The 19,742-nt window shown below is 58.4% G+C and carries 12 protein-coding genes, 1 tRNA gene and 1 riboswitch; of the genes, 6 read left to right on the plus strand and 7 right to left on the minus strand.

Going from position 1 to position 19,742, the window contains the following annotated elements; all coding sequences use genetic code 11:
* The first annotated feature begins 1 nt into the window (after position 1).
* The 5 genes from GM608_RS02060 (at position 2) to GM608_RS02080 (ending at position 9,156) form a co-directional block, all read left to right on the plus strand.
* On the plus strand, positions 2 to 3,295 hold the full coding sequence (locus GM608_RS02060) for a DUF3971 domain-containing protein (protein WP_333644912.1): 3,294 nt from the start codon (positions 2 to 4) through the stop codon (positions 3,293 to 3,295).
* Between the two features lie 43 nt (positions 3,296 to 3,338).
* Positions 3,339 to 4,724 (plus strand): replication-associated recombination protein A, encoded by a 1,386-nt coding sequence (locus tag GM608_RS02065; protein ID WP_408863031.1) that lies wholly within the window; start codon positions 3,339 to 3,341, stop codon positions 4,722 to 4,724.
* A complete protein-coding gene (locus GM608_RS02070; protein ID WP_043560896.1) occupies positions 4,721 to 5,692 on the plus strand; it encodes an RluA family pseudouridine synthase in 972 nt (323 codons plus the stop codon). Before GM608_RS02065 ends, GM608_RS02070 begins: the two co-directional genes overlap by 4 nt.
* A gap of 69 nt (positions 5,693 to 5,761) precedes the next feature.
* A complete protein-coding gene (locus tag GM608_RS02075; RefSeq protein ID WP_333644914.1) occupies positions 5,762 to 8,374 on the plus strand; it encodes an AsmA family protein in 2,613 nt (870 codons plus the stop codon).
* A 20-nt stretch (positions 8,375 to 8,394) separates the two neighbouring features.
* Positions 8,395 to 9,156 (plus strand): ATP12 family protein, encoded by a 762-nt coding sequence (locus tag GM608_RS02080; RefSeq protein ID WP_333644915.1) that lies wholly within the window; start codon positions 8,395 to 8,397, stop codon positions 9,154 to 9,156.
* 32 nt (positions 9,157 to 9,188) lie between these two features.
* On the opposite strand, the gene GM608_RS02085 is transcribed toward GM608_RS02080, so the two are convergent.
* The 5 genes from GM608_RS02085 to metZ all read right to left on the minus strand — a co-directional run bounded on the left by GM608_RS02085 (position 9,189) and on the right by metZ (position 15,354).
* Positions 9,189 to 10,649 carry a hypothetical protein gene (locus tag GM608_RS02085; RefSeq protein WP_333644916.1) on the minus strand — a complete coding sequence of 487 codons (1,461 nt, stop codon included), beginning with the start codon at positions 10,647 to 10,649 and terminating at the stop codon, positions 9,189 to 9,191.
* The gene (locus tag GM608_RS02090) at positions 10,646 to 11,908 is read right to left on the minus strand and encodes a hypothetical protein (protein ID WP_333644918.1); all 1,263 of its coding nucleotides are present in this window, start codon (positions 11,906 to 11,908) and stop codon (positions 10,646 to 10,648) included. Before GM608_RS02090 ends, GM608_RS02085 begins: the two co-directional genes overlap by 4 nt.
* A gap of 347 nt (positions 11,909 to 12,255) precedes the next feature.
* Complete coding sequence (gene ispF / locus GM608_RS02095; protein WP_249109286.1) at positions 12,256 to 13,479, minus strand: 2-C-methyl-D-erythritol 2,4-cyclodiphosphate synthase; 1,224 nt, start codon at positions 13,477 to 13,479, stop codon at positions 12,256 to 12,258.
* A gap of 26 nt (positions 13,480 to 13,505) precedes the next feature.
* Positions 13,506 to 13,982, minus strand: coding sequence for a Co2+/Mg2+ efflux protein ApaG (apaG, locus tag GM608_RS02100; protein ID WP_154981641.1), 477 nt, complete (start codon positions 13,980 to 13,982; stop codon positions 13,506 to 13,508).
* 160 nt (positions 13,983 to 14,142) lie between these two features.
* Positions 14,143 to 15,354 (minus strand): O-succinylhomoserine sulfhydrylase, encoded by a 1,212-nt coding sequence (gene metZ / locus GM608_RS02105; RefSeq protein WP_043560889.1) that lies wholly within the window; start codon positions 15,352 to 15,354, stop codon positions 14,143 to 14,145.
* Positions 15,355 to 15,432: 78 nt separating this feature from the next.
* Positions 15,433 to 15,513, minus strand: a riboswitch (SAM riboswitch).
* A gap of 168 nt (positions 15,514 to 15,681) precedes the next feature.
* On the opposite strand from metZ, the gene GM608_RS02110 reads away from it, so the two are divergent.
* Positions 15,682 to 15,755 (plus strand) — tRNA-Gly (locus GM608_RS02110).
* A 32-nt stretch (positions 15,756 to 15,787) separates the two neighbouring features.
* On the opposite strand, the gene GM608_RS02115 is transcribed toward GM608_RS02110, so the two are convergent.
* Complete coding sequence (locus GM608_RS02115) at positions 15,788 to 17,164, minus strand: cytosine permease (RefSeq protein WP_333644919.1); 1,377 nt, start codon at positions 17,162 to 17,164, stop codon at positions 15,788 to 15,790.
* Positions 17,165 to 17,203: 39 nt separating this feature from the next.
* Positions 17,204 to 19,714, minus strand: coding sequence for a TonB-dependent receptor (locus GM608_RS02120; RefSeq protein WP_333644920.1), 2,511 nt, complete (start codon positions 19,712 to 19,714; stop codon positions 17,204 to 17,206).
* Positions 19,715 to 19,742 lie beyond the last annotated feature (28 nt).

Below are 19,742 nucleotides of genomic sequence, written 5' to 3' on the forward strand. Positions count from 1 at the left end.
CATGACATGGCAGACAATCCTGCGCCGTGTGGCCTTGGGGCTTCTGGTGCCGCTGGTGGGGCTGCTGCTGGCGGTGGCCCTGCTGTTGGGACGGCTGGCCCAGGGGCCTCTGGATGTGACGGGGCTGTCCCATCGTTGGGGAGGGGCCCTGACCCATGCTGGTGGGGGGCGTCTCCACTGGGAGCGCATGGCCCTGTCGTGGAAACCCGGAAAGAACGGTCATTCGGCCAAGATTCTGCTCAGCCTTGAGGGTGTCCGGTATCGTGCCCTTCCAGAAGGCGGGGGGGCTGATGAGGTGGCTGCCGAAGTGCCGGAACAGCAGCTTGATCATGTCGGGGTTGTTTTCCGGCTTGCGAGCCTGCTGCATGGGCAGGTGGGCCTGCGGTCGCTGGATGTCCGGGGGCTGCGCCTTGTGGCGTTCCGGGATGCGGAGGGTCATGTCAGCCTGGGCGGTGTGAAGCCCGGGGCGCAGCATCCGGGTGGAGGCACTCTGCCACCTCTGGCTGCCATCATGCCCTGGCATCTTGATCTTCAGGATATCAGGCTGACCATAAGGGATGAGACGGCACCGGATTCTTCGCTCATTGTAACCCTGCCGGAACTGAAGGCGGATCATGACAGGCAGACCGGCTGGCAGGGGCGGATGGAGGCGTCCCTCCAGGGGGTCGGGCTGGGTGCAGGGCAGGAGGAGGCCACGGTCCATCTGGCAGGTGACATGGCTCCCGACGGAGCGGCACGGACACGCTGGCAGCTGACTGTTTCTCCGGTCCGTTTTCCGGCTCTGGCGGCCTGGCTGCCGCTGTCGCCAGCCGGGAAAAAAGGCATGGGCATCCCGAACATGCCTCTGGCGTTTCATCTGGAAGGGATTCTGGAGGGGCATGGGCTGGTCGGCCATTTTGCTCACATGGCAGGGGAGGTGGACGCTGGAGCTGGCGAGATTGACCGGCCTGGCCGCATTCCGTTCCGTCTCTCATCGGGGAAGGTATCGTTCCATCTGGACCCTGCGGAGGCTGGCCAGCAGGCTCCCCTGGTTCTGGCATTGCATACGGAGCTTGCGGCACTGGACTCCCTGGGGCGGACGGTCCCTTTCATCATTGATGCCCATGGGCGGCTGGATCATCTGGACAGGCCAAAGGATGTGGAGCTGTTGGTGGATGGCCATGTGCCAACATTCGATTTTGCCACATTGGCGAGTGTCTGGCCGGATGGCACAGCCCGTGGAGCCCGTCGCTGGATGACCACCAACATGACGGCAGGACGTGGTGAGAATCTGCATCTTCAGCTTGATTTTACCAGCAATACCGGTCTCGACGGGTTGGATGTCAGGGCGCTGGGGGGTGAACTGACAGGCCATAGCCTGAGCGTGACATGGATGGAGGGTATGCCACAGGTCACGGGGGAGGATGCCTACGCCCATTTTGTGGATGATGACCGTCTGCTGATCGACGTGCAGCATGGTCATCTTGCGGATGGTCGAGGGGGCTCGGTGACCGTACCGACGGGGCATATTGTTCTGAGTGATCTGCTCAAGCGGGAGCAGACAGGTGAATTCTCGTTGGGGATGGAAGGTCCCCTGTCAGCTTTTGTGGCGGTCCTTTCCTGTCCACGGCTCAATCTGCTGTCCCGTCATCCGGTCAATCCAGCCAATACGGGCGGGATGCTGAAAGGCACGCTCTCGCTGAAGCTGCCGCTCAACAGTCACCTTCTGATGAAGGATGTGGGATATGGGGCAGAGTTTGATTTCCAGAACATCTGGTTCGCTCTGCCGTCCCTGGGGCGGATACAGCAGGGGAATGGGCACTTTTCGGTCAATGAAGCCGGACTTGCCGTGAAGGGAGGTGCCCGGTTCCGTGGCGTGATGATGACGGGCAGCCTGTTCGACAGTTTTCAGGCCAATGTGCCGGGACGCCTGATGTTGAAAGCAGATCTGCAGGCCTCATTGGGGGCAAAGGAGTTGCGCAGTCTCGGGGTTCCGGCGGGGCTGGCGCAGGACTCCATCATGCAGGGCAGTGGCGTGGGGCATGTTGTCTACAGCCAGTACGGTGGGGGCCCCGGCCATAGTCGGGGGACTGCCTCGGTGCAGGTGGACCTGAGAGGTTTGGGTGTCCGGGCCCGTTTCTGGCACAAGCCTGTTGGTGTCCCTGCGGGCTTGCAGGCAGGAGTGACATGGCAGGATGGGCAGATGATCCGTCTGGATGATGTTCGCGCCCATGGTCCCCAGCTGGCCCTTCAGGCAGAAGGGCGCATGAGGTCTGGTCAGCTGGGAGGGATCAACCTCACCCATTTCCAGTTTGGACGGACGAGCGGCAGTGCCGTGATGGACTGGCCGGTGCGGGACGGAACGGCGGATGACCGGCGGTACCAGATATCCGTGCAGGCCAGTACTCTGGACCTGACCCCCTGGTTCGGGCATCCGGCCACCGGAAAGTCACGCTCACAGCCTATTCATCCCGTGGAGAAAAAGGTCAGACGGGCACCCGGCAGCGCCGGCCAGGCCTCCATCCTGCCGGAGGGGATATGGGCTATCGGGTTGCGGGCTGACAGGGTGATCTATGGAGCTGAACAGACAGCCAGCCATGTGTCAGCCAACCTTCGCTGGGCAGCGCAGCGGGTGCAGGGGGCTTTCCTGCATGTGGCCCAGCCGTCCCTCACGTTTGATCTCGCACAGGATTCCAGACGGATAGGCGTGCTGGATGTAAGGCTCATTGCTGCTGATCTGGGCAGGATTCTGGCGTCTCTTGGTGTGTATGACCAGCTGGCTGGTGGCACGGTGGACCTCCAGGGCCATTGCCAGCCCGTGGCGGCCGATGCGCATGTGACCAGTGCCGAGCGTACCATGGGGCTGGGACTGGGGCTGCCGCCCTTTGATGGCACGCTGGCCGTGGACCATCTTACGCTGAAAAATCCGCCGACGGCTCTTGTTATTGCCACGCTGGCTGCCCCTCTGCATTGGGGGCAGATTTCCCGCAAACAGTTTGAAGATGTCCAGTTGCGGGCGTCCTTCCGGGTAGCGGGGGAGCGGCTTGATCTGGCAGAGGCGCGGGCCGGCAATGCCATTCTGGGGGTGACGATGAAAGGGCAGATGGATTTCGGGCAGGCCATGATGCAGATGCAGGGCACCATCTCGCCATTCTTTGGGATCAATCAGGCTGCGGGCAGTTTTTTCGGAGCCCGGAAGGGAAGTGGTATCATGGCCATGACCTACAGGCTGGATGGCAGTTTGGCCAAGCCACAGATGCATGTTAACCCTTTCTCCGCCCTGCTGCCCGGTGGGCTGCGGCGTCTGTTCGAATGAGAGGCTGCCGGGTCTGGCAGTGGTGGGAAAGGCAGGAGGGATGATGATGTCGGATACCATGCCGGATCTCTTTGGGGGTTCCTCATCGGGTGGTGTTTCCCGGCATGAGGAGGGGGCACGTCGGTCAGAGTCCTCTCCGTCACGCCGTGCTGCGGGCACCCAGCCGCTGGCGGACCGTCTGCGTCCGCAGTCATTGGATGAGGTGCAGGGGCAGGTCCATCTTCTGGGGCCGGAGGGTACGTTGACCCGGATGCTGGGAAGTGGCCATCTGTCCAGCCTGATTCTCTGGGGTGGGCCGGGATGCGGCAAGACAACCATTGCCCAGCTGCTCGCCGAACGGGTGGGACTGTTTTACACGAAGATTTCCGCTGTTTTTTCCGGTGTGGCGGATCTGAAAAAAGCCTTTGATGAAGCCCGCCGCAAGGCCGAGGCCACCGGGCGTGGCACGCTGCTCTTCGTGGATGAGATTCACCGCTTCAACCGGGCGCAGCAGGATGGCTTTCTGCCCTATGTGGAACGGGGAACGGTCGTGCTGGTGGGAGCCACGACCGAGAATCCGTCCTTCACGCTGAACTCCGCCCTGTTGTCACGCTGTCAGGTTCTTGTCCTGCACAGGCTGGATGATGCTGCGCTGGAGCAGCTTCTTGTGCGGGCCGAAACGGCCACGGAGCGGACCCTGCCCCTGACGGATGAGGGCCGGGCCTCCCTGCGGGCCATGGCGGATGGGGATGGGCGCTATCTGCTGAACATGGTCGAGCAGCTTCTTTCCCTGACGAAGGATGGAACCCGCCCGCTGGGGCCGGAGGAGCTGGCCCGGTCCCTGTCCCGGCGGCCTGTCCTGTATGACAGGGACCGGGACGAGCATTACAATCTGATTTCCGCTCTGCACAAATCCCTGCGGGGGAGTGACCCTGATGCGGGACTTTACTGGTTCGCCCGTATGCTGGAAGGTGGGGAAGACCCCCGCTACATTGCCCGCCGTCTCGTCCGCTTTGCCAGTGAGGATATTGGCGAGGCTGATCCGACCTCCCTGCCGTTGGCACAGGCCGGAGCGATGGCTTATGAGAGGCTCGGCTCTCCAGAGGGGGAGGTGGCCCTGGCGCAGGTTGTGGTCCATCTGGCGGTCGCCTCCAAGTCCAACGCAGTGTATCGGGCTTATAATGAGGCCAGGGTATTGGCGAAGCAGACGGGCAGCCTCATGCCTCCGGCCCATATCCGCAATGCTCCGACAGCGCTGATGAAGGAGCTGGGTTACAAGAAGGGCTACGAATACGATCATGACTGCGAGGATGGTGTTTCCGGCCAGAACTACTTCCCCGACGGCATGGAACGGGTGACGCTCTACAGGCCGGTCGACCGTGGATTTGAAGAAAGAATCAGGAAACGGCTGGACATGCTGGCGCAGAAACGGGCATCTCGCCAGTCATGAGTGTTGAGAATCGTATTGTCAGCGAAGATGAGGCCGATCTGCGTCTCGACCGCTGGTTTCGCCGTCATTATCCCAACCTGACACAGGGCGGGTTGCAGAAGCTGTGCCGCAAGGGGCAGGTGCGGGTTGATGGAGGGCGGGTGCAGCCCAATAAAAGGCTCAATCCCGGCCAGAGCATCCGTATCCCCCCTCTGCCGGACCAGAGCCGCCCGGCCCCGCCGCCACCGCCCAACCCGGAACTCGTCCAGCAGCTGCGGGACATGATCCTTTATGAGGATGACCATCTCATCGTGCTGAACAAGCCGTCCGGTCTGGCAACACAGGGTGGCCCCGGCATCACCGTACACGTGGACATGATGCTGGAGGGGCTGAGGCCGGAGGGAGGCGACAAGCCCCGCCTCGTGCATCGCATTGACCGTGATACGTCCGGCATCCTGCTGCTGGCCCGCACGCCCGGTGTGGCGGCAAAACTGGCAGCGGCCTTTCGGGGGCGTGAGGTGAGCAAGACCTACTGGGCGGTGGTTGTCGGGCGGCCCAGCCCTGCTGAAGGTGTGATCGACCAGCCTCTGGCCAAGGTCGGGGCCGGGGGTGCCTCGCTTATCGTGCCGGTCGCCCGTGGGGAAGAGGATGCGATGAGTGCCAAGAGTTCTTACGAGACGCTGGATGCCACAGGCAAGCGTTTCAGCTGGCTGGCCCTGTCCCCCTGGACGGGGCGGACGCACCAGCTGCGTGTCCATACGGAGAGTCTGGGCACGCCCATTCTGGGTGATCCCCGCTATGGGGGCGAAACGGCCCATGTGGAGGGTTTCCCGGACAGGCTGCACCTCCATGCAAGGATGCTGGAGTTCCCTCATCCGGCGGGGGGAAGGTTGCAGGTGGCGGCTCCCTTGCCGCCCCATATGCGTGAGACGTTCCAGACGCTGGGTTTCATTGCTGGTGACACACCAGCACCACGCCGGACACGGTGAAAGACTGACAGGGACGGCTGGCCCTTTGCAGGGGGACCTGGCCGCCTGAGAAAACGAGGACACAGGCAGATGAAAAAGCTGGCAGCAATCCTGATCGGGCTGGTGGTGGTGGTGACAGGCGTGAGCCTTGCTCCGCAGTTTCTGATAGACCAGAACAGGCTGCGGCAGCGTGTCACGGAGGCCTTCCAGCAGCAGACGGGGCTGGAGCTGAAGATGGGGGAAACGTCTTTCCAGCTGCTGCCATGGCCGTCTTTTCAGGCAACAAATGTCGTACTGACAAGACCGGGCTGCACGCCTTTCGTGGCGGCCCGGTCCGTCCATGCGGACCTGTCTTTGCTGGCGATACTGAACCGGGAGATTTCCTTTCAGGAATTCACGGTGAGGGGTGCGGGCATCATGCTGCATCGGGCCAGCGAGAAACAGTGCTCCACGTGGCTCCCTGTAATCTCGCAGGATCAGAGGGCCGCAGCGCCTGTGGCCGGTGATGCCGTCACCCCCCGCTGGAAGGTCAGCTTCGGAGGGCTGCATCTGACTGATGCTGAACTCTCATGGCAGGATGATCTGTCGGACAGTCATGTCCCGGAAGGAGGCCACCTTCATCTGGCAAGTCTGGAGATGGCGGGCATGCGCAGTGTGAGCCCGTGGGTGGATCTGCGGGGCACATATGGGCACACGCCTTTTACGCTGCGGGGACGGCTTGGCCCTCTCCATCAGCTTCTCTCTGCGTCTGCCGGACAGAAAGACCCGTGGGCTTTCAGCCTGGGGCTGACGCTGGGGACCGGCGAGCACCAGGACCATGCCACGCTTGATGGCCTCATGCGGGACGCCCACCGGCTGAAAGGTGTGAATTTCACGCTGTCCGGTCGCTGGACATCCCTGCGGGGCCTGCGGCATCTGCTCTCACGGGCGATGCCGGTTGATCTGGGGCAGCTTGAGGGGACAGTCCGCTTCCACAGTGATGATGACATGGTGGCTGCCAGCAACGGAACGGACATGGCTCTGACGGATGCCCTGCTGCATCTGCCCCGGCGTCTGGTGCTGGATCAGGTTCATGCCCATTTGGGCAGTGCGACCCTGCCTGCGGGCATGTGGCATGTGGCGGCACCGCTGCAGCTGAGCGACATCCAGATTGATGCTGACAGTGCGCAGGCACCATTTGTCCTTCAGGGGCAGGCTGCCTGGGGGCGTTATGCCTGGCTGTTTCATGGTGAGGCAGAGAGTTTGCAGAAGGCACAGTCTGCTCTTTTGGGCCGCATCCCGGCATCTGTCGGGCTGAAGCTGAACGTGCAGGGGCAGGACAGAACATTATCCAGCCTGTTCAGCCGGGGTGATGCCGCCAGAACGGATGCCAGACAGGACAATGTGTCTTTCGACCTTCAGGGACAGGCCGGGCGGCAGGGCAGTACGCTGGCTTTTTCCGGCCAGGCAGCCCTGTTCCAGTTTCCTGACATCAGGGGAATTCCGGGCCTGCTGGTGCATGATGGTCATGTGAAGGGGCAGCTTGTCTTGGGGCCGGTGAAGGATGCAGGCCTTTCTTCCCTGTCGCTTCAGGATGTGGTGTTTGACAGTCAGGAAGCGGGCGGAAACCTGTCGGCGGACCTGCCCATGCAGCCGGATGCGGGGCTTGTGGGCAAACTGCATCTGACCCATCTGGAGGGGGAGCGTGTCTCTTCCGCATCGCTCACACCTGCTGCCGAGCCGGCAGTGCAGGCGGGGCCTGTGCCCGCAGCGGGCAAGGGAGAGCCCGGTGATGCTGCGCAGGCATCCCGGCCGCCAGAGGTGGCCCCCGCGGAAGGAAAGGCGTCTGAGACCCGTCTGATGCAGTGGTTCGGAAGCATGGCGGGGCGACCGTTCGATGTGGATATGACGGCAGATCAGCTCCATGTGGCAGGCATCGCCTATCAGGGGCTGCATCTGCATCTTCTGGGGCTGGGGGGGCGGTTGAGTCTTTCCGTGCTGGGAGGGAGCGTGCAGGACGTGCCGCTTGCTGGTGAGGTTGTGCTGGATGGCACGGCTGACCCTCTGCGGATGGGCATGAAGGCGCATCCATTCATTCTGCCGGCCAGCTGGGTACAGAGCCTGCTGGGGCAGCCTGTGATGTTTGAGGGGCCTGTGCAGCTGGAAGGGGCTCTCGGGACGGAAGGCGCCCAGCCTGAGGCCCTGTGGCAGGCCCTGGATGGCCAGATGGGCCTGTCCCTTGTGGATGGCCGTGTCCAAAGGGAGGTTCTGGCACCATTGGCAGGCCCTGCGGCCAGTCTCCTCAAGCTGGGTTCTGGCACGATGGGGCTGCGCTGCTTTGCCGGGACGGCGACATTCGGGCATGGTCAGGCACATTTCAGTGACATGGCTCTGGAGGTGAAGCATCTTTCCCTCATCGGGCAGGGGACGATGAAGCTGGGTGACATGAGCTACACGTTCCAGCTCATGCCGCATGTCACGCTTGTAGGGGCGGATTTTTCCACACCACTGGCCCTTTCAGGGCAGAATGGCACGGTTCATATAGGAGCGCAGGACAAGGATCAGGCTGTTCTGGATACAGCCCGTTTTGGCAGTGATGCTTGTGCTCATGCTGTCCAGCAGGCTCGTGGCGGGCAGAAGGGTCTGGCCCTGCCTGCACGGGATGATGGCCATTCTGGCGGGGCAGGCGGGATTCTCCGGGCCCTTGGTCTTGGTGGCAACTGACAGGAAGGAAGGGCAGCGTCATGGCACAGTTGCACAGGCGTTTCTGGAAACAGGTGACAGTGGGGCCAGTCGGTGAGTCTGGCCAGCAGGGACCATTGCTGGATGGCAGGCCCGTGAAGCTGCCTGCCGGAACGGCCCTGGCCGTGTCATCTCCTGCTCTGGCAGAGGCCCTTGCGGAAGAATGGCGTCAGATTGCCGAGGGTGCCCAGTTCACCCCGGATGATCTGGTCCTGACCCGCATGGCGGGCAGTCATATCGAGCGCATCCTGCCCGATCGTGCAGCGATGGAAGCCGCCCTGCGCGCTTATGGCATTGATGACAATCTCTGCTACCGGAGCGTGGCGCAGGATGATGCCGTGACGGCCCGCATCCGGGCCTGGGCAGCGGAACAGGGGCTGCATCCGGCCATGACGGATGGTCTCATGCCTCTGGAGCAGCCTGCCGCCTATGGCGAGGCCCTGACGCATTACCTGTCGCAGCTGGAGCCTGCCCAGCTGACGGCTCTGGGTGTCATGGTGCCCATCATGGGCAGCCTGCTTCTGCCGCTGGCTCTGGTGCATGACGTGGTCAGCTTTGACGAGGCCGTGCATCTTGCCCATGCCGACGAATACCGCCAGCTGGAAAAATGGGGCCACGACAGGGAACTCGCCACACTGCTTGAGAAGCGGAACACAGACATTGCCGATGCGCTCCGTTTTTTATGGTTTACACAGGGCGATGAAGGAAGACTGATGAGAGATGGGGCCTTAAAACCATTAACAGAAAGAGAATCTCCGCAATAAGGATGGGAGAGGATGCTGGGATTATGTGACGCCTAATAAAGTGGTATGCTCTCCCTCGTATACTTGAGAGGATGCTTATCTCTATTATCCTGTCCCTGTGTGCTGGCAGGCAGTCCAAAAGCAAGTATCTCCATGCAAGGAATGCATAGCTCTTCGATGAATTTTTTCTTTATAGGGTCTGCCATTTCTCTACTGGAAAGATGATATTCAGTGGCTTTATTATGAACAATCGAACATCTTATTTGGTAAATGATCTTTGGAAGACTTTCATAAAAATCTGTGTCATTTGTGTCATTTCTAAAGTTTATATTAGGCACTTTACCGTCGGAAGAGGTTTTTTCTATAAATTTTCTGATATTTTTCTGGTCGGGGTCTCCCAACCCACAACGAAAAGATTGAAATTTTTTTTCAATGCTGTCCCTTAGATTTTGATTTTCTCCACTCACTATTCGATCTGAAGAGGTTCTGAATAATTTTTTAAGATGATCGAGCTCTTTTTCTTCCACTTGTAAGCCAAGATGTTTGAATTGCCGAACGCCAAAAAGATGGCCGTCATTATTAGAAATGATTGCAACTATTTTCGTCCGGAGCATGTAATTTTCCAGTGCATGATAACAACTCATGAACTTATCGAGCAAAGTTTTGCGGCTATTTATCTCGCTCATAATTTCGAACAGTTCATGAAACTGAGCATAATCTTTAGAGCTATCTAAAATTTTTTCAATGTTAGGATGTTTATTTGTAATAGATGGAGCTAATTTATTTAAATAATATCCTTTTAAGAGCATATGATATTTTACATAAGAGAGACGGTTCTTCGGATCGGTGATGTTAGAGACGAGCCATTTCCCCTGACGTATGGGCTCACTACGTCGGCAAATTAAGAGAATTGTATAAAGTAGTATAGGAGTTCTTGGAGCAGTTCTCTCTGTATCATTGATTTCTAATCTCCCAGAGGAGGAAATTCTCATAAAAACAAAAGAGTTTTTTTTATCATCCCCATCATATACATAGTAGTTTTCTTCGGAATCGTCTGCACTGTTGTAAAATGTCAAATCATCTCTATCTGAATGATCCTCCTCATATAGATCAAACTCACCCAGGTTCGTTGGAATAGGATCTAGTGCTAGGCTTAGTTTGATCTCCTTGATTAGTTTCAGAAGTAAAAAGATCTTATTGTAGGACATTAATACATTATCATCTCTCGTTCTGCTCTGAAGAGTTTTAAGGTTGATTTCCAAAGTATTAAATTCATCCGGAAAAGTACTGCCATCAGAAAACAGGCCTTCAAAGGCCTTAGCAGCAGTTTCTTCATCATCCTTTAAGCAGTTATGTAATGCGTTTTCTATTAAGTCTGAGGAAGTGTCCGCTGATTCCTTATCAGAGTCATCCTTTATCTTTCCTAAAGGGATATTTCCGTCTAAGTACTGCAAAAAAGATTTGATTGTCTCTCGAATTTCATCAACAGGTTTAATCTGATTATTGTGTGTCATTTTTCGACCTCCTTTATATTGGTCCAATCAATTTTACTGTCTATCTTGTCCTCAAGAAATTGACGTGTTGCTTCAAAAACTTTAGACTTATTTTTGTTGCCGATATTTATACTAGATAGGTTTTGCTGGTTTCTCCATTCTTCAAACCCTTCAACGTTTAAATTTTTTAAAAAATTAGGTAGCTCATTTACGAAATATGTAATGGTTGAAAGAATCTCCTCTTTAGGAGAGTCAGTATTTTTCTTTTTAGCCACCGCACCAATGGCTCCGAATATTCCTGAGAGGACCACTTCTCGTCCAAACCAGCGGACCTCTTTATCTGACGGGCTCCCCTTATCTAATGAGGTGATTGCTTTCACAAAACTGTTTAGAATGTCGGCGTCAACATCAGATAAGTAACTATTAAATTCTGTTTCATCCGAAAATGCATGTGCTGCTGAATATTCTGCATTTGTAGTTACGGGGCGTCCCTCAAGTAAGGATACAAAGGCAGAAATCAGATGTGAAAAATGATACTGACCCTTTTTTCGTTCTTTACTATATTGGATAGAAGATTTATCTTTTTCGCGGAAAATTTCACCCTTTTCACCCTCTTCGTCTATTTTCCCTTTTAGTGTATCCAGTTGGTTTAGAAACAGAAGCTCAATTTGATGTTTTATATTAACAGATTTGTGTCCTGCATTAAGAACAAGCATCTTTTTTATTTGGTCATCTCGTTTTAGAGAAAACCATACTTCTAACCAGATATTGTTACCATTAAATAAGTTTCTGATTCTATCACTATCTTCACGATATTCTTTTAATACTTTACGGAAGATGTTTGGGGCTATTTTTTTACTTCGGAGCGTTTTTGAAATTTTACGTGATATTTGAACGACGGTCATATCCTTATCATCATCCTTAAAATCTTCTTCAATAAAATTAATTGCATCCCATATTTCTTTCAATCGATGGCTACGTTGTAATCCATCAAGAATTTTAAAATTTTTACTCAGTTTAAAAGAAGTGACCCCCGCCTCTTGTTTCACGTCATCTTCATTGACAAGATCTTTGCTGACAAGGACAATTAATGGGATATGCTGTTTTTTCAGAAGGGTTGAAAAAATCTTATCAAGAAAATGATTTTGGACCAGACTTCTTTGGATATCAAATTCCTGGAAATCATCTGGTAAATTTGAAATATATTCCTTAAGGGAGGTCTTGCAGAGGCGACAAGTAGCCCCTTCTTCTTGGAAGGTATCCAAAATTTCCAGATTCATGATCAATACCTATTTATCAGCAAGATTTAACGGTCACCTTTGTCTCTTTTATAGGGAGACATATTTTCAATGTGGTGTAAAGTTTTTTTTTTATATTCGAGGATGTTTCAAAACAGGCTAGACCGATGATAAGGAGCTTCCCTATTTTTAAATTATACTCTTTTTGATTAGGAGATAAAAGCAGGACTAAATCGTCCTGTCAGAAAATCCCCTTCCCACTATACTCGTCCCCTTTGATCGGGGAGAAAATTATTATTTAAAATTTAATCTACTCAGAGAATTTAGTAGTGTGCGGGTCGGGAGAGGGGTTTTCTGATGGTCTGTCACGTCAGAATGTGTAAACTGACTTACTCCCCGCTGTCCGGCACCATGATGCTGACGGCAGCCGTGGCGGCGATGCCTTCTTCCCGCCCCGTGAAGCCCAGACGCTCGGAGGTCGTGGCCTTGACGGAAATGCGGCTGGGACTGACCTTCAGCAGCTCGGCAAGACGGGCACACATGGCCTTGGCATGAGGGCCGATCTTCGGGCGCTCGCAGATGATCGTCAGGTCCGCATTGACCAGCATTCCTCCTTTGGAGCGGATCAGCTCTCCGGCATGGATGAGGAAGCGGGCGGAATCCATGTCACGCCATTTCTCATCCGTGGGGGGGAAGTGACGGCCAATGTCGCCCTCATTCAGCGCACCATAGATGGCGTCGCAGAGCGTATGGATGCCCACATCGGCATCGGAGTGACCGGCAAGGCCCTTCTCATGAGGAATCTCGATGCCACAGAGGATGAGCTTGCGGCCCTCGGCGAAGGCGTGAACATCGTAGCCCAGACCGACACGGGGCAGCAGAACGGGAGCCTGCGCAGGCTGGGTCTTCTGGTCCTCAATTACACGTTCAAGCCGCATCAGATCCTCCGTAACGGTCAGTTTGATATTGTCTTCCGAACCCATGACGATCGCCACCTTGTGGCCTTCCGCCTCCAGCAGGCCGGCATCATCGGTCAGGGCGGTGCGGTGCCGGTCATGCAGGTCCCGCAGCAGCGGGAAGGAGAAGCCCTGCGGGGTCTGGGCACGCCAGAGGCCTTCCCGTGAGACCGTCCCGGTGATGAGGCCATTCTCCACCTTCTTCAGCGTGTCGCTGACAGGCAGGGCCGGGATGACACCCTCATGGGTCTCCAGTGCCTCAAGGGTACGGGTGATGACAGCAGCCGGGACGCAGGGGCGGGCACCATCATGCACGAGAACGACATCAGGCGGCTCGGGCAGTTTTGCCAGGGCCTCCAGTCCGGCCCGCACGCTGTCATGCCGTTCGGCTCCGCCCTCGACCGGGGGAAGGACATCCAGCCCTGCCAGGGCCTCGGGCAGGAGCGGGTCGCTGCCAACCGGCTGGAGGACATCGATATGCGGCAGCAGGGCCATGGCGGCGTGCCGGATGACCGGCTGCCCGGCCAGAAGATGGAACTGCTTGCTTATGTTGGCCTGTTCCTGCGGGGCACCGGCAGAGAACCGCCGCCCACGCCCCGCCGCCAGAAGAAGGGCGGCAATGCGTCTGTGTTTCGGGCGGGCATGAGGGGCGTTCAAGATGGCGGGTCCTTTTCTGCTGTCCGTCAGTGGGTCATGCCCATGTGATGGGGACTGTCCAGACTGAATACGGGCACGGTGACATCAAAACGATGGCCGCTGGCCGGAGTGACCATGTGGTAGAGGCCCTCCATGAAGCCGCTCGGTGTTTTGAGTTCAGCTCCGGATGTATATTGATAGCTGCTGTCTGGAGCAATGACGGGCTGCTCGCCCACCACGCCTTCACCATGCACGTCTTCACGCCCACCCCGATCATCCGTGATGGTCCAGCTGCGTGAGAGAAGCTGGATGCTCTCCTTGCCTCTGTTTTCAATCAGCACATGATAGAGCCAGACATAACGGTGTTCTTCCGGGTCGGAATGTTCATCAACCCAGAAAGGGCGGACATTCACGGTCACGTCGCCGGTATGGGCCGTAAAGGCGGGCAGGGACGTGATGGGCTCCATCTCGAGGGTTTCCGTCTCGGCCATCGGGCCTTCCGGGGGGAGGGAATTATCGGACATGGGCCTTTACTAGAATCATTATGGGGATTTGTCAGGTCATTCTGTCAGGAGCGGCGGATTTTCCTTACTGGTATTCTGGAATGTCTTCATATGTCTGACCTGTCGTGGCCGCCCGTCCCGTTCACGGGGAGTGCGGGGACGGGCTTGCAGGCCGGGTCGTTCAGCCTGCCTGCCGGGCGGCTTCGGCCCCACGGCGCAGGTCCTCGATCAGGTCCTCCACATCTTCTAGCCCGACCGAGAAGCGGATGGACCCATCCGTGATGCCCAGAGCATCACGCTGTTCCTGTGTCAGCTTGCGGTGGGTGGTGGTGGCGGGGTGGGTGGCAAGGCTGCGGGCATCCCCCAGATTGTTGGAAATGGCAATGAGCCGGAAGGCGTTGAGGCAGGCAAACGCCCCTTTCTTGCCATTGGCGACGCTGAAGGCCACCAGTGTTCCGCCATTGCTCATCTGTTTCCGGGCAAGGTCGGCATGGGGATGATCCTTGCGGCCGGGATAGCGGACGGACGTGATGCCGGGCAGTTCGCTCAGGGCGTCAGCAAGGCGGGCGGCATTGCGGGCCATGGCCTCCACACGCAGGCGCAGCGTTTCCAGCCCCTTGGACAGCACCCAGGCATTGAAGGGAGACAGCGTGTTGCCTGTATTGCGGACGAAGGGCTGGAGTGTTCCGGTGATCCATTCCTGACTGCCCAGAATGGCTCCGCCCATCACACGGCCCTGACCGTCAATATGCTTGGTACAGGAGTAGATGACGACATCCGCCCCGAGCTCCAGCGGCTTCTGGCCGACAGGTGTGGCGAAGACATTGTCCACCATGAAGATGGCCCCCGCCTTGTGGGCAAGGTCGGCAATGTGGCGGATGTCCAGAACATCCAGCATCGGGTTGGAGGGGGTCTCGATCAGCACGGCCTGGGTGGGTTTGGAAAGAGCCTCTTCCCAGGCCTTGAGGTCGGTGCCGTCCAGCATGACGGTCTCGATGCCATAGCCGGGCAGCAGCGAGTCCAGCAGCCAGTGTGTGGAGCCGAAGAGCGCACTGCTGGCCACGACACGGTCACCAGCCTTCAGCTGGGCCAGCAGGGCACAGGAGACGGCCCCCATGCCGGTGGATGTCGTCTGGCAGGCCTCGGCCCCTTCAAGCAGGGCAAGGCGATCCTGCAGCGCATCAACCGTGGGGTTCCCATAGCGGGAATACTGAAGATGCTGGATTGTTCCTTCAAAGGTGGCTTCGGCCTGTTCTGCACTGTCATAGACAAAACCGGAGGTCGGGAAGATGGCGTCCGACGTTTCACCATGTTCGGTGCGGTTGCGGGCCTCGTGCAGCAGACGTGTGTCGGTGCGGCAGGAGGAGAGGAAGGACTGGTCGGTAGAGGGCATGGGTTCCTCCAGCTGAAGAGGCAGACCACCCGGCGGCCTGCCCGATTAGGATGGAGGCCGTATGAAGTCCTGATTCTGCGGGAGAGAAACAGGGCCTCTTTAGCGCATGTTCTTTTACCTCGCCGCAAGCCGGCCTATCAAATCACGAGGGTGGGTTACCGTCCAGCAACGCCACGCCCCGACTATGCGCCCGGTGGAAGGGGGCGTCAAGGAGAACCGGTCACGGTTCGCCGGAAGATGTTCGGGGAAGGGCGATACTCTGCTGGAAAATATGATGGAAAGGGGATTGCGCAGGGTTTTGCCAGCCGGTATAAGAGGCCCCACGAAGCGGATGTAGTTCAATGGTAGAACGGCAGCTTCCCAAGCTGCATACGGGGGTTCGATTCCCCTCATCCGCTCCAGTCTTTCCCCTGAAAATCAGAAGGTCGTCTCTTCATCCGCCCGGTTGTTGGGTGTGGTGGGCTTTTCCGTGCCGTGCCAGCAGAAGATAGCTGAGCGTGGAGACGAGCAGGGCCGTCAGCCATGAGATGTCCACGCCATGCAGCCGTTCCAGCAGCGGGCCGTGATAGAAGGACAGGTTGAGGAAGGGAATTTCCGCCAGAATCCCCAGCCCGTAGCTGAACAGGGCCGGGCCGTTCACAAGCCCATAGACCCCGCCATCCCGTTCGAAAAAGGATGGGACATGATAGTCCCCCTTGCGGACGAGGTAGAAGTCCGAGAGATTGATGGCTGTCCATGGGATCATGACGGCCATGAGCAGGTCCAGCAGGGCGCTGTAGGCGGCATTGAAGGACTTCGCCATGAAGAGGGCCATCGCCGTGGCTGTCAGGATGATCAGCAGGGTGATGATGAGGCGGCTGCGCCCCCGTGGCTGCCAGCTGGTGCGGCAGCTGTGCAGCAGCGTGATGAGGGAGAGCGTGCAGCAGTAGAGGTCCATGGCATTGGCGAAGGCGATGGACAGCCCCAGGACGAGGATGATCAGCCCTGCCCATGGTCCCGTCATGTGGGTGATGGCGACGGCGGGTGATAGCCCTGTGGCGGCACTGAGGAAGGCCCCCGCTGCCATCGCCAGAAAGGTTCCGCCGACCGTGCCGCCATAGCAGGCGAGGAAGATGCGGGGATAGCTGGCCTTCTCATCCGGCAGGTAGCGTGAGGAATCGGAGACATAGGGAGCCGTGGCGATCTGCCAGAGCACGGCGATGGAAAAGGCCTGGAGAAACCCGGCAAAGGAGCCGTGCATGTCTGCCAGAAAGGCCTGCCCGTGTGGCAGGCTCGCCAGCCCGACAAAGAAGCAGAGCAGGATGACGGCCGTCGTGATGAAGGAAACCGCCGAGGAGAATATCTCGATCGTCCGGTAGCCGATGATGCAGGGCAGCAGGCTGAGGACGGCCATGATGAGGATGGCCGGATGTGCTCCCAGCGAGGGCAGGACACTCCGCAGCGCATCGCCGCCCACCACGCAGTTGGAGGCGACGAAGCTGACATACATGACGACGACCATCAGGATGACCGGCATGGCCCCCCATGCGCCGAACTGCCCCCGGCTCTGGATCATCTGCGGCACGCCAAGCCGTGGCCCCTGCACGGCATGAAGGGCCATGAAGACAGCCCCGAGCAGGCTGCCAAGCAGGAAGGCAAGGGCCGTGAGAGTGAAGGAGATGTGGCACTGCAACGGCCCCAGCGCACCCGTCACGACCGTCAGCAGCGTCATGTTGGTGCTGAACCAGATGGTGAACTGGTCCCGCGGGCGGCCCCGTCTGTCCGAGGCGGGGATGGGGTGGATGGTGTGCTGCTCGATCGCTGAGAACATGGTGGTCTGCCCTGTCGTGGTCCGTGCCTGTCTCCGGGGTTACAGGCTGATGTTGATGCGCCCGTAGTAATAGCCGCCCGTCATGGGGATACCGGCGGAATTGTTGTCGTAGAACAGTGAGCCGGTGTAGGAGTTTTCCAGCGGCATCCGGCGGGGCCGGACGTTGAAGAGGTTGTTCCCGCCGACGGCCAGATGGATGCGCTTCGTGGCCTGGAAGCCGACCTCAAGGTCCGTCAGCCAGGCAGGCGTGTTCACGAAGCGGTGGAACTGGCTCTGCGAATATTGCAGGGCCGCCGGGGCCTGGTCCTGATAGGTCACGTTGTTGACCGTCTCGCCATAGCGTGTCTGGCGGAGGTTCACATTCCAGCGGTTCAGCTTCCAGTATGCGTTGAGAACGATCTTGCTGCGGGGTGACGCCGTGGTGAGGTAGCCGATCTGCTGGGCATTGAGGATGGGCGATCCGTCCGCATAGGTGTTGAGATGGTGGATGCGGGTGCGGTTCAGGTTGAGGGCCAGGCTGAGATTGAGTGACCCGTAGCGGTGCAGCTTCAGGGCGTAATCGGCCATGATGTCCAGCCCCTGCGTGCGGGTGCTGGCCCCGTTGGTGAAGTAGGTGGCTGTGACGTTGTCCGGGTCCAGCCCGCCGGGCAGGGAGGCCCCCATCAGGGCGATGGCATTTTCTGCCGCACTGCCCTGGAAGCTGCCGCCCGGTGAGATGCGGTTGCGGATGTTGATCTGGTACACGTCAGCCGAGACATGAAGGTTCGTGACGGGTTCCAGCACGATGCCGCCGCTGGCGTTGGTGGAGCGTTCCGCCTTCAGCCGCTGGGCCCCGAGGGAGCTGGCCGCTGCGGAATTGACGGGCAGACTGGCCGAGGCCCCGTTGGGGATGACGCTGAGCACGCTGTAATGCTGCTCCAGCAGGGTGGGAGCACGGTAGCCGTTGCTGATGGTGGCCCGCAGGGCAAAGCGTTTCGTCACGTCATACCGGGCGGCGATCTTGCCCGTCTCGGCATTGCCGGAATCGGTATAATGCTCATACCGCCCGCCGAAATCGACATCGAGATGCCGGAGCGGGTGGAAGTCCGCATCAATGTAGCCCGCCCAGACGTTGCGGGTCCATGATCCCGCATTCTGCGGCATCAGGCCCGCAAAGCCCTGGAGACCACCCTTGTAGTAGGAGGCAGGCTCACCGGCCCCGATGGTGTATTTCTCCAGCCTGTGCTGGGCGCCGAAGGAGAGGTCCAGCGAGCGGCCGGGAGCAAAGGCGAACCTGCGGCTGATGTTCAGCGTGTTGTTCCACTGTTCGTTCTTGAAGCGTTCCGTCCGGACCTTCGTGGGGGATGTGCCATAATCGGCATAATAGGCCGGGCTGCCACTGTTCTTCAGGGTCATGTGGTCATCATCGGCCCCGTATGTCGTGTTGGCATCCCAGTGGAACCCGGCAGGCAGGCGGCCCTTCAGCCCCAGTGTGACGGCGTAGTCCTGTTCCTCCATGGCCTCGATGGGAGAAAACCCGTCGGGATAATATTGCGGGAACGTGTCCGGCGTCCGGTAATCCTGGAAGCCTTCACCGTGACGGTGGGCGTAGGTGACAAAGCCGTAGCCTTCCAGGGATTGGGTGAAATGCTTGCCGAAATTGAGGCTGAGGGTCTGGCGGGTTTCCTCGGCAAGGCTGAGGGCCGGGTCGTCATAACGGTTCGTGCGGACGTCCAGACCTTTCTGGATGAAATGGTCGGTATGGTACATCTGCCCGGCCAGATTGACGTACCCGTCCTCGCCCAGGGCTAGGCCCTTGTCGAAGCCGAACTGGTACTGCCAGCCATCGCCGTTATAGGCATTTGCGCCTGTCTGGGCATCAATGTCGGAGCTTCTGACGTCCTTTTTCAGCACGATGTTGATGACACCGGCCAGCCCGTCCGCCCCGTAGCGGGAGGCGGCACCGTCCCGCAGGATTTCGATATGGTCGATGGCTTCCGGGGGGATCATGTTCAGGTCCACCGGGCTGGAGCCTTCCTCCGGCCCGCTGTCGGCACTGATGTTCGCCGTGGTGTGGCGGCGTATGCCGTTGACGAGCACGAGCGTGTGGTTGGGGTTCAGCCCCCGCAGGCGGATGGAGGAGGTCAGGGCCGAGGCGTCATACCCTGCTGCACTGATGGTGATGGACGGATTGATGCGGGCCAGAGCTTCCGCCACGTTCAGCTGCCCCGTGCGCTGGAGCTGCTGTGCCGTGACGATATCCACCGGTGAGGTGCTGGCCCGTGCCCGTTTCAGCGGTGTGTTTGTCCGGTGGACGGTCAGATGTTCGGCTGATCTGGCATTGATGGCATGGGGCCTGTGGCGGGTTGTGGATGTGCTCTTGCGGGCCTGTGTCTTTCTGCTGGCCGCTGGGGAGGTCGTGGCCGTGCCTGTCACTGTGGCGGCTCTGGCGGTGGACAGGGAGCCTGACAGGGCCGTGGCGAGGCCAAGGCCCATGCCGCATGACCCCATAAGCCAGGAGAGGGACAGCAGGGAGGCAGGCAGACGGTGAGAGCCATGCAGGCGGGGCATTGTGGTGTCTCCAGAGTGCGAAATGGGC

The organism is Bombella sp. ESL0380 (assembly GCF_009725805.1).
Taxonomy (GTDB): domain Bacteria; phylum Pseudomonadota; class Alphaproteobacteria; order Acetobacterales; family Acetobacteraceae; genus Bombella; species Bombella apis.

What these genes read in the sequence shown, in the direction of transcription:
- GM608_RS02060 (WP_333644912.1), top strand. Translation starts at nt 2, where the DNA reads ATGACATGGCAGACAATCCTGCGCCGTGTGGCCTTGGGGCTTCTGGTG.
- GM608_RS02065 (WP_408863031.1), top strand. Translation starts at nt 3,339, where the DNA reads ATGATGTCGGATACCATGCCGGATCTCTTTGGGGGTTCCTCATCGGGT.
- GM608_RS02070 (WP_043560896.1), top strand. Translation starts at nt 4,721, where the DNA reads ATGAGTGTTGAGAATCGTATTGTCAGCGAAGATGAGGCCGATCTGCGT.
- GM608_RS02075 (WP_333644914.1), top strand. Translation starts at nt 5,762, where the DNA reads ATGAAAAAGCTGGCAGCAATCCTGATCGGGCTGGTGGTGGTGGTGACA.
- GM608_RS02080 (WP_333644915.1), top strand. Translation starts at nt 8,395, where the DNA reads ATGGCACAGTTGCACAGGCGTTTCTGGAAACAGGTGACAGTGGGGCCA.
- GM608_RS02085 (WP_333644916.1), bottom strand. Translation starts at nt 10,649, where the DNA reads ATGACACACAATAATCAGATTAAACCTGTTGATGAAATTCGAGAGACA.
- GM608_RS02090 (WP_333644918.1), bottom strand. Translation starts at nt 11,908, where the DNA reads ATGAATCTGGAAATTTTGGATACCTTCCAAGAAGAAGGGGCTACTTGT.
- apaG (WP_154981641.1), bottom strand. Translation starts at nt 13,982, where the DNA reads ATGTCCGATAATTCCCTCCCCCCGGAAGGCCCGATGGCCGAGACGGAA.
- metZ (WP_043560889.1), bottom strand. Translation starts at nt 15,354, where the DNA reads ATGCCCTCTACCGACCAGTCCTTCCTCTCCTCCTGCCGCACCGACACA.
- GM608_RS02115 (WP_333644919.1), bottom strand. Translation starts at nt 17,164, where the DNA reads ATGTTCTCAGCGATCGAGCAGCACACCATCCACCCCATCCCCGCCTCG.
- GM608_RS02120 (WP_333644920.1), bottom strand. Translation starts at nt 19,714, where the DNA reads ATGCCCCGCCTGCATGGCTCTCACCGTCTGCCTGCCTCCCTGCTGTCC.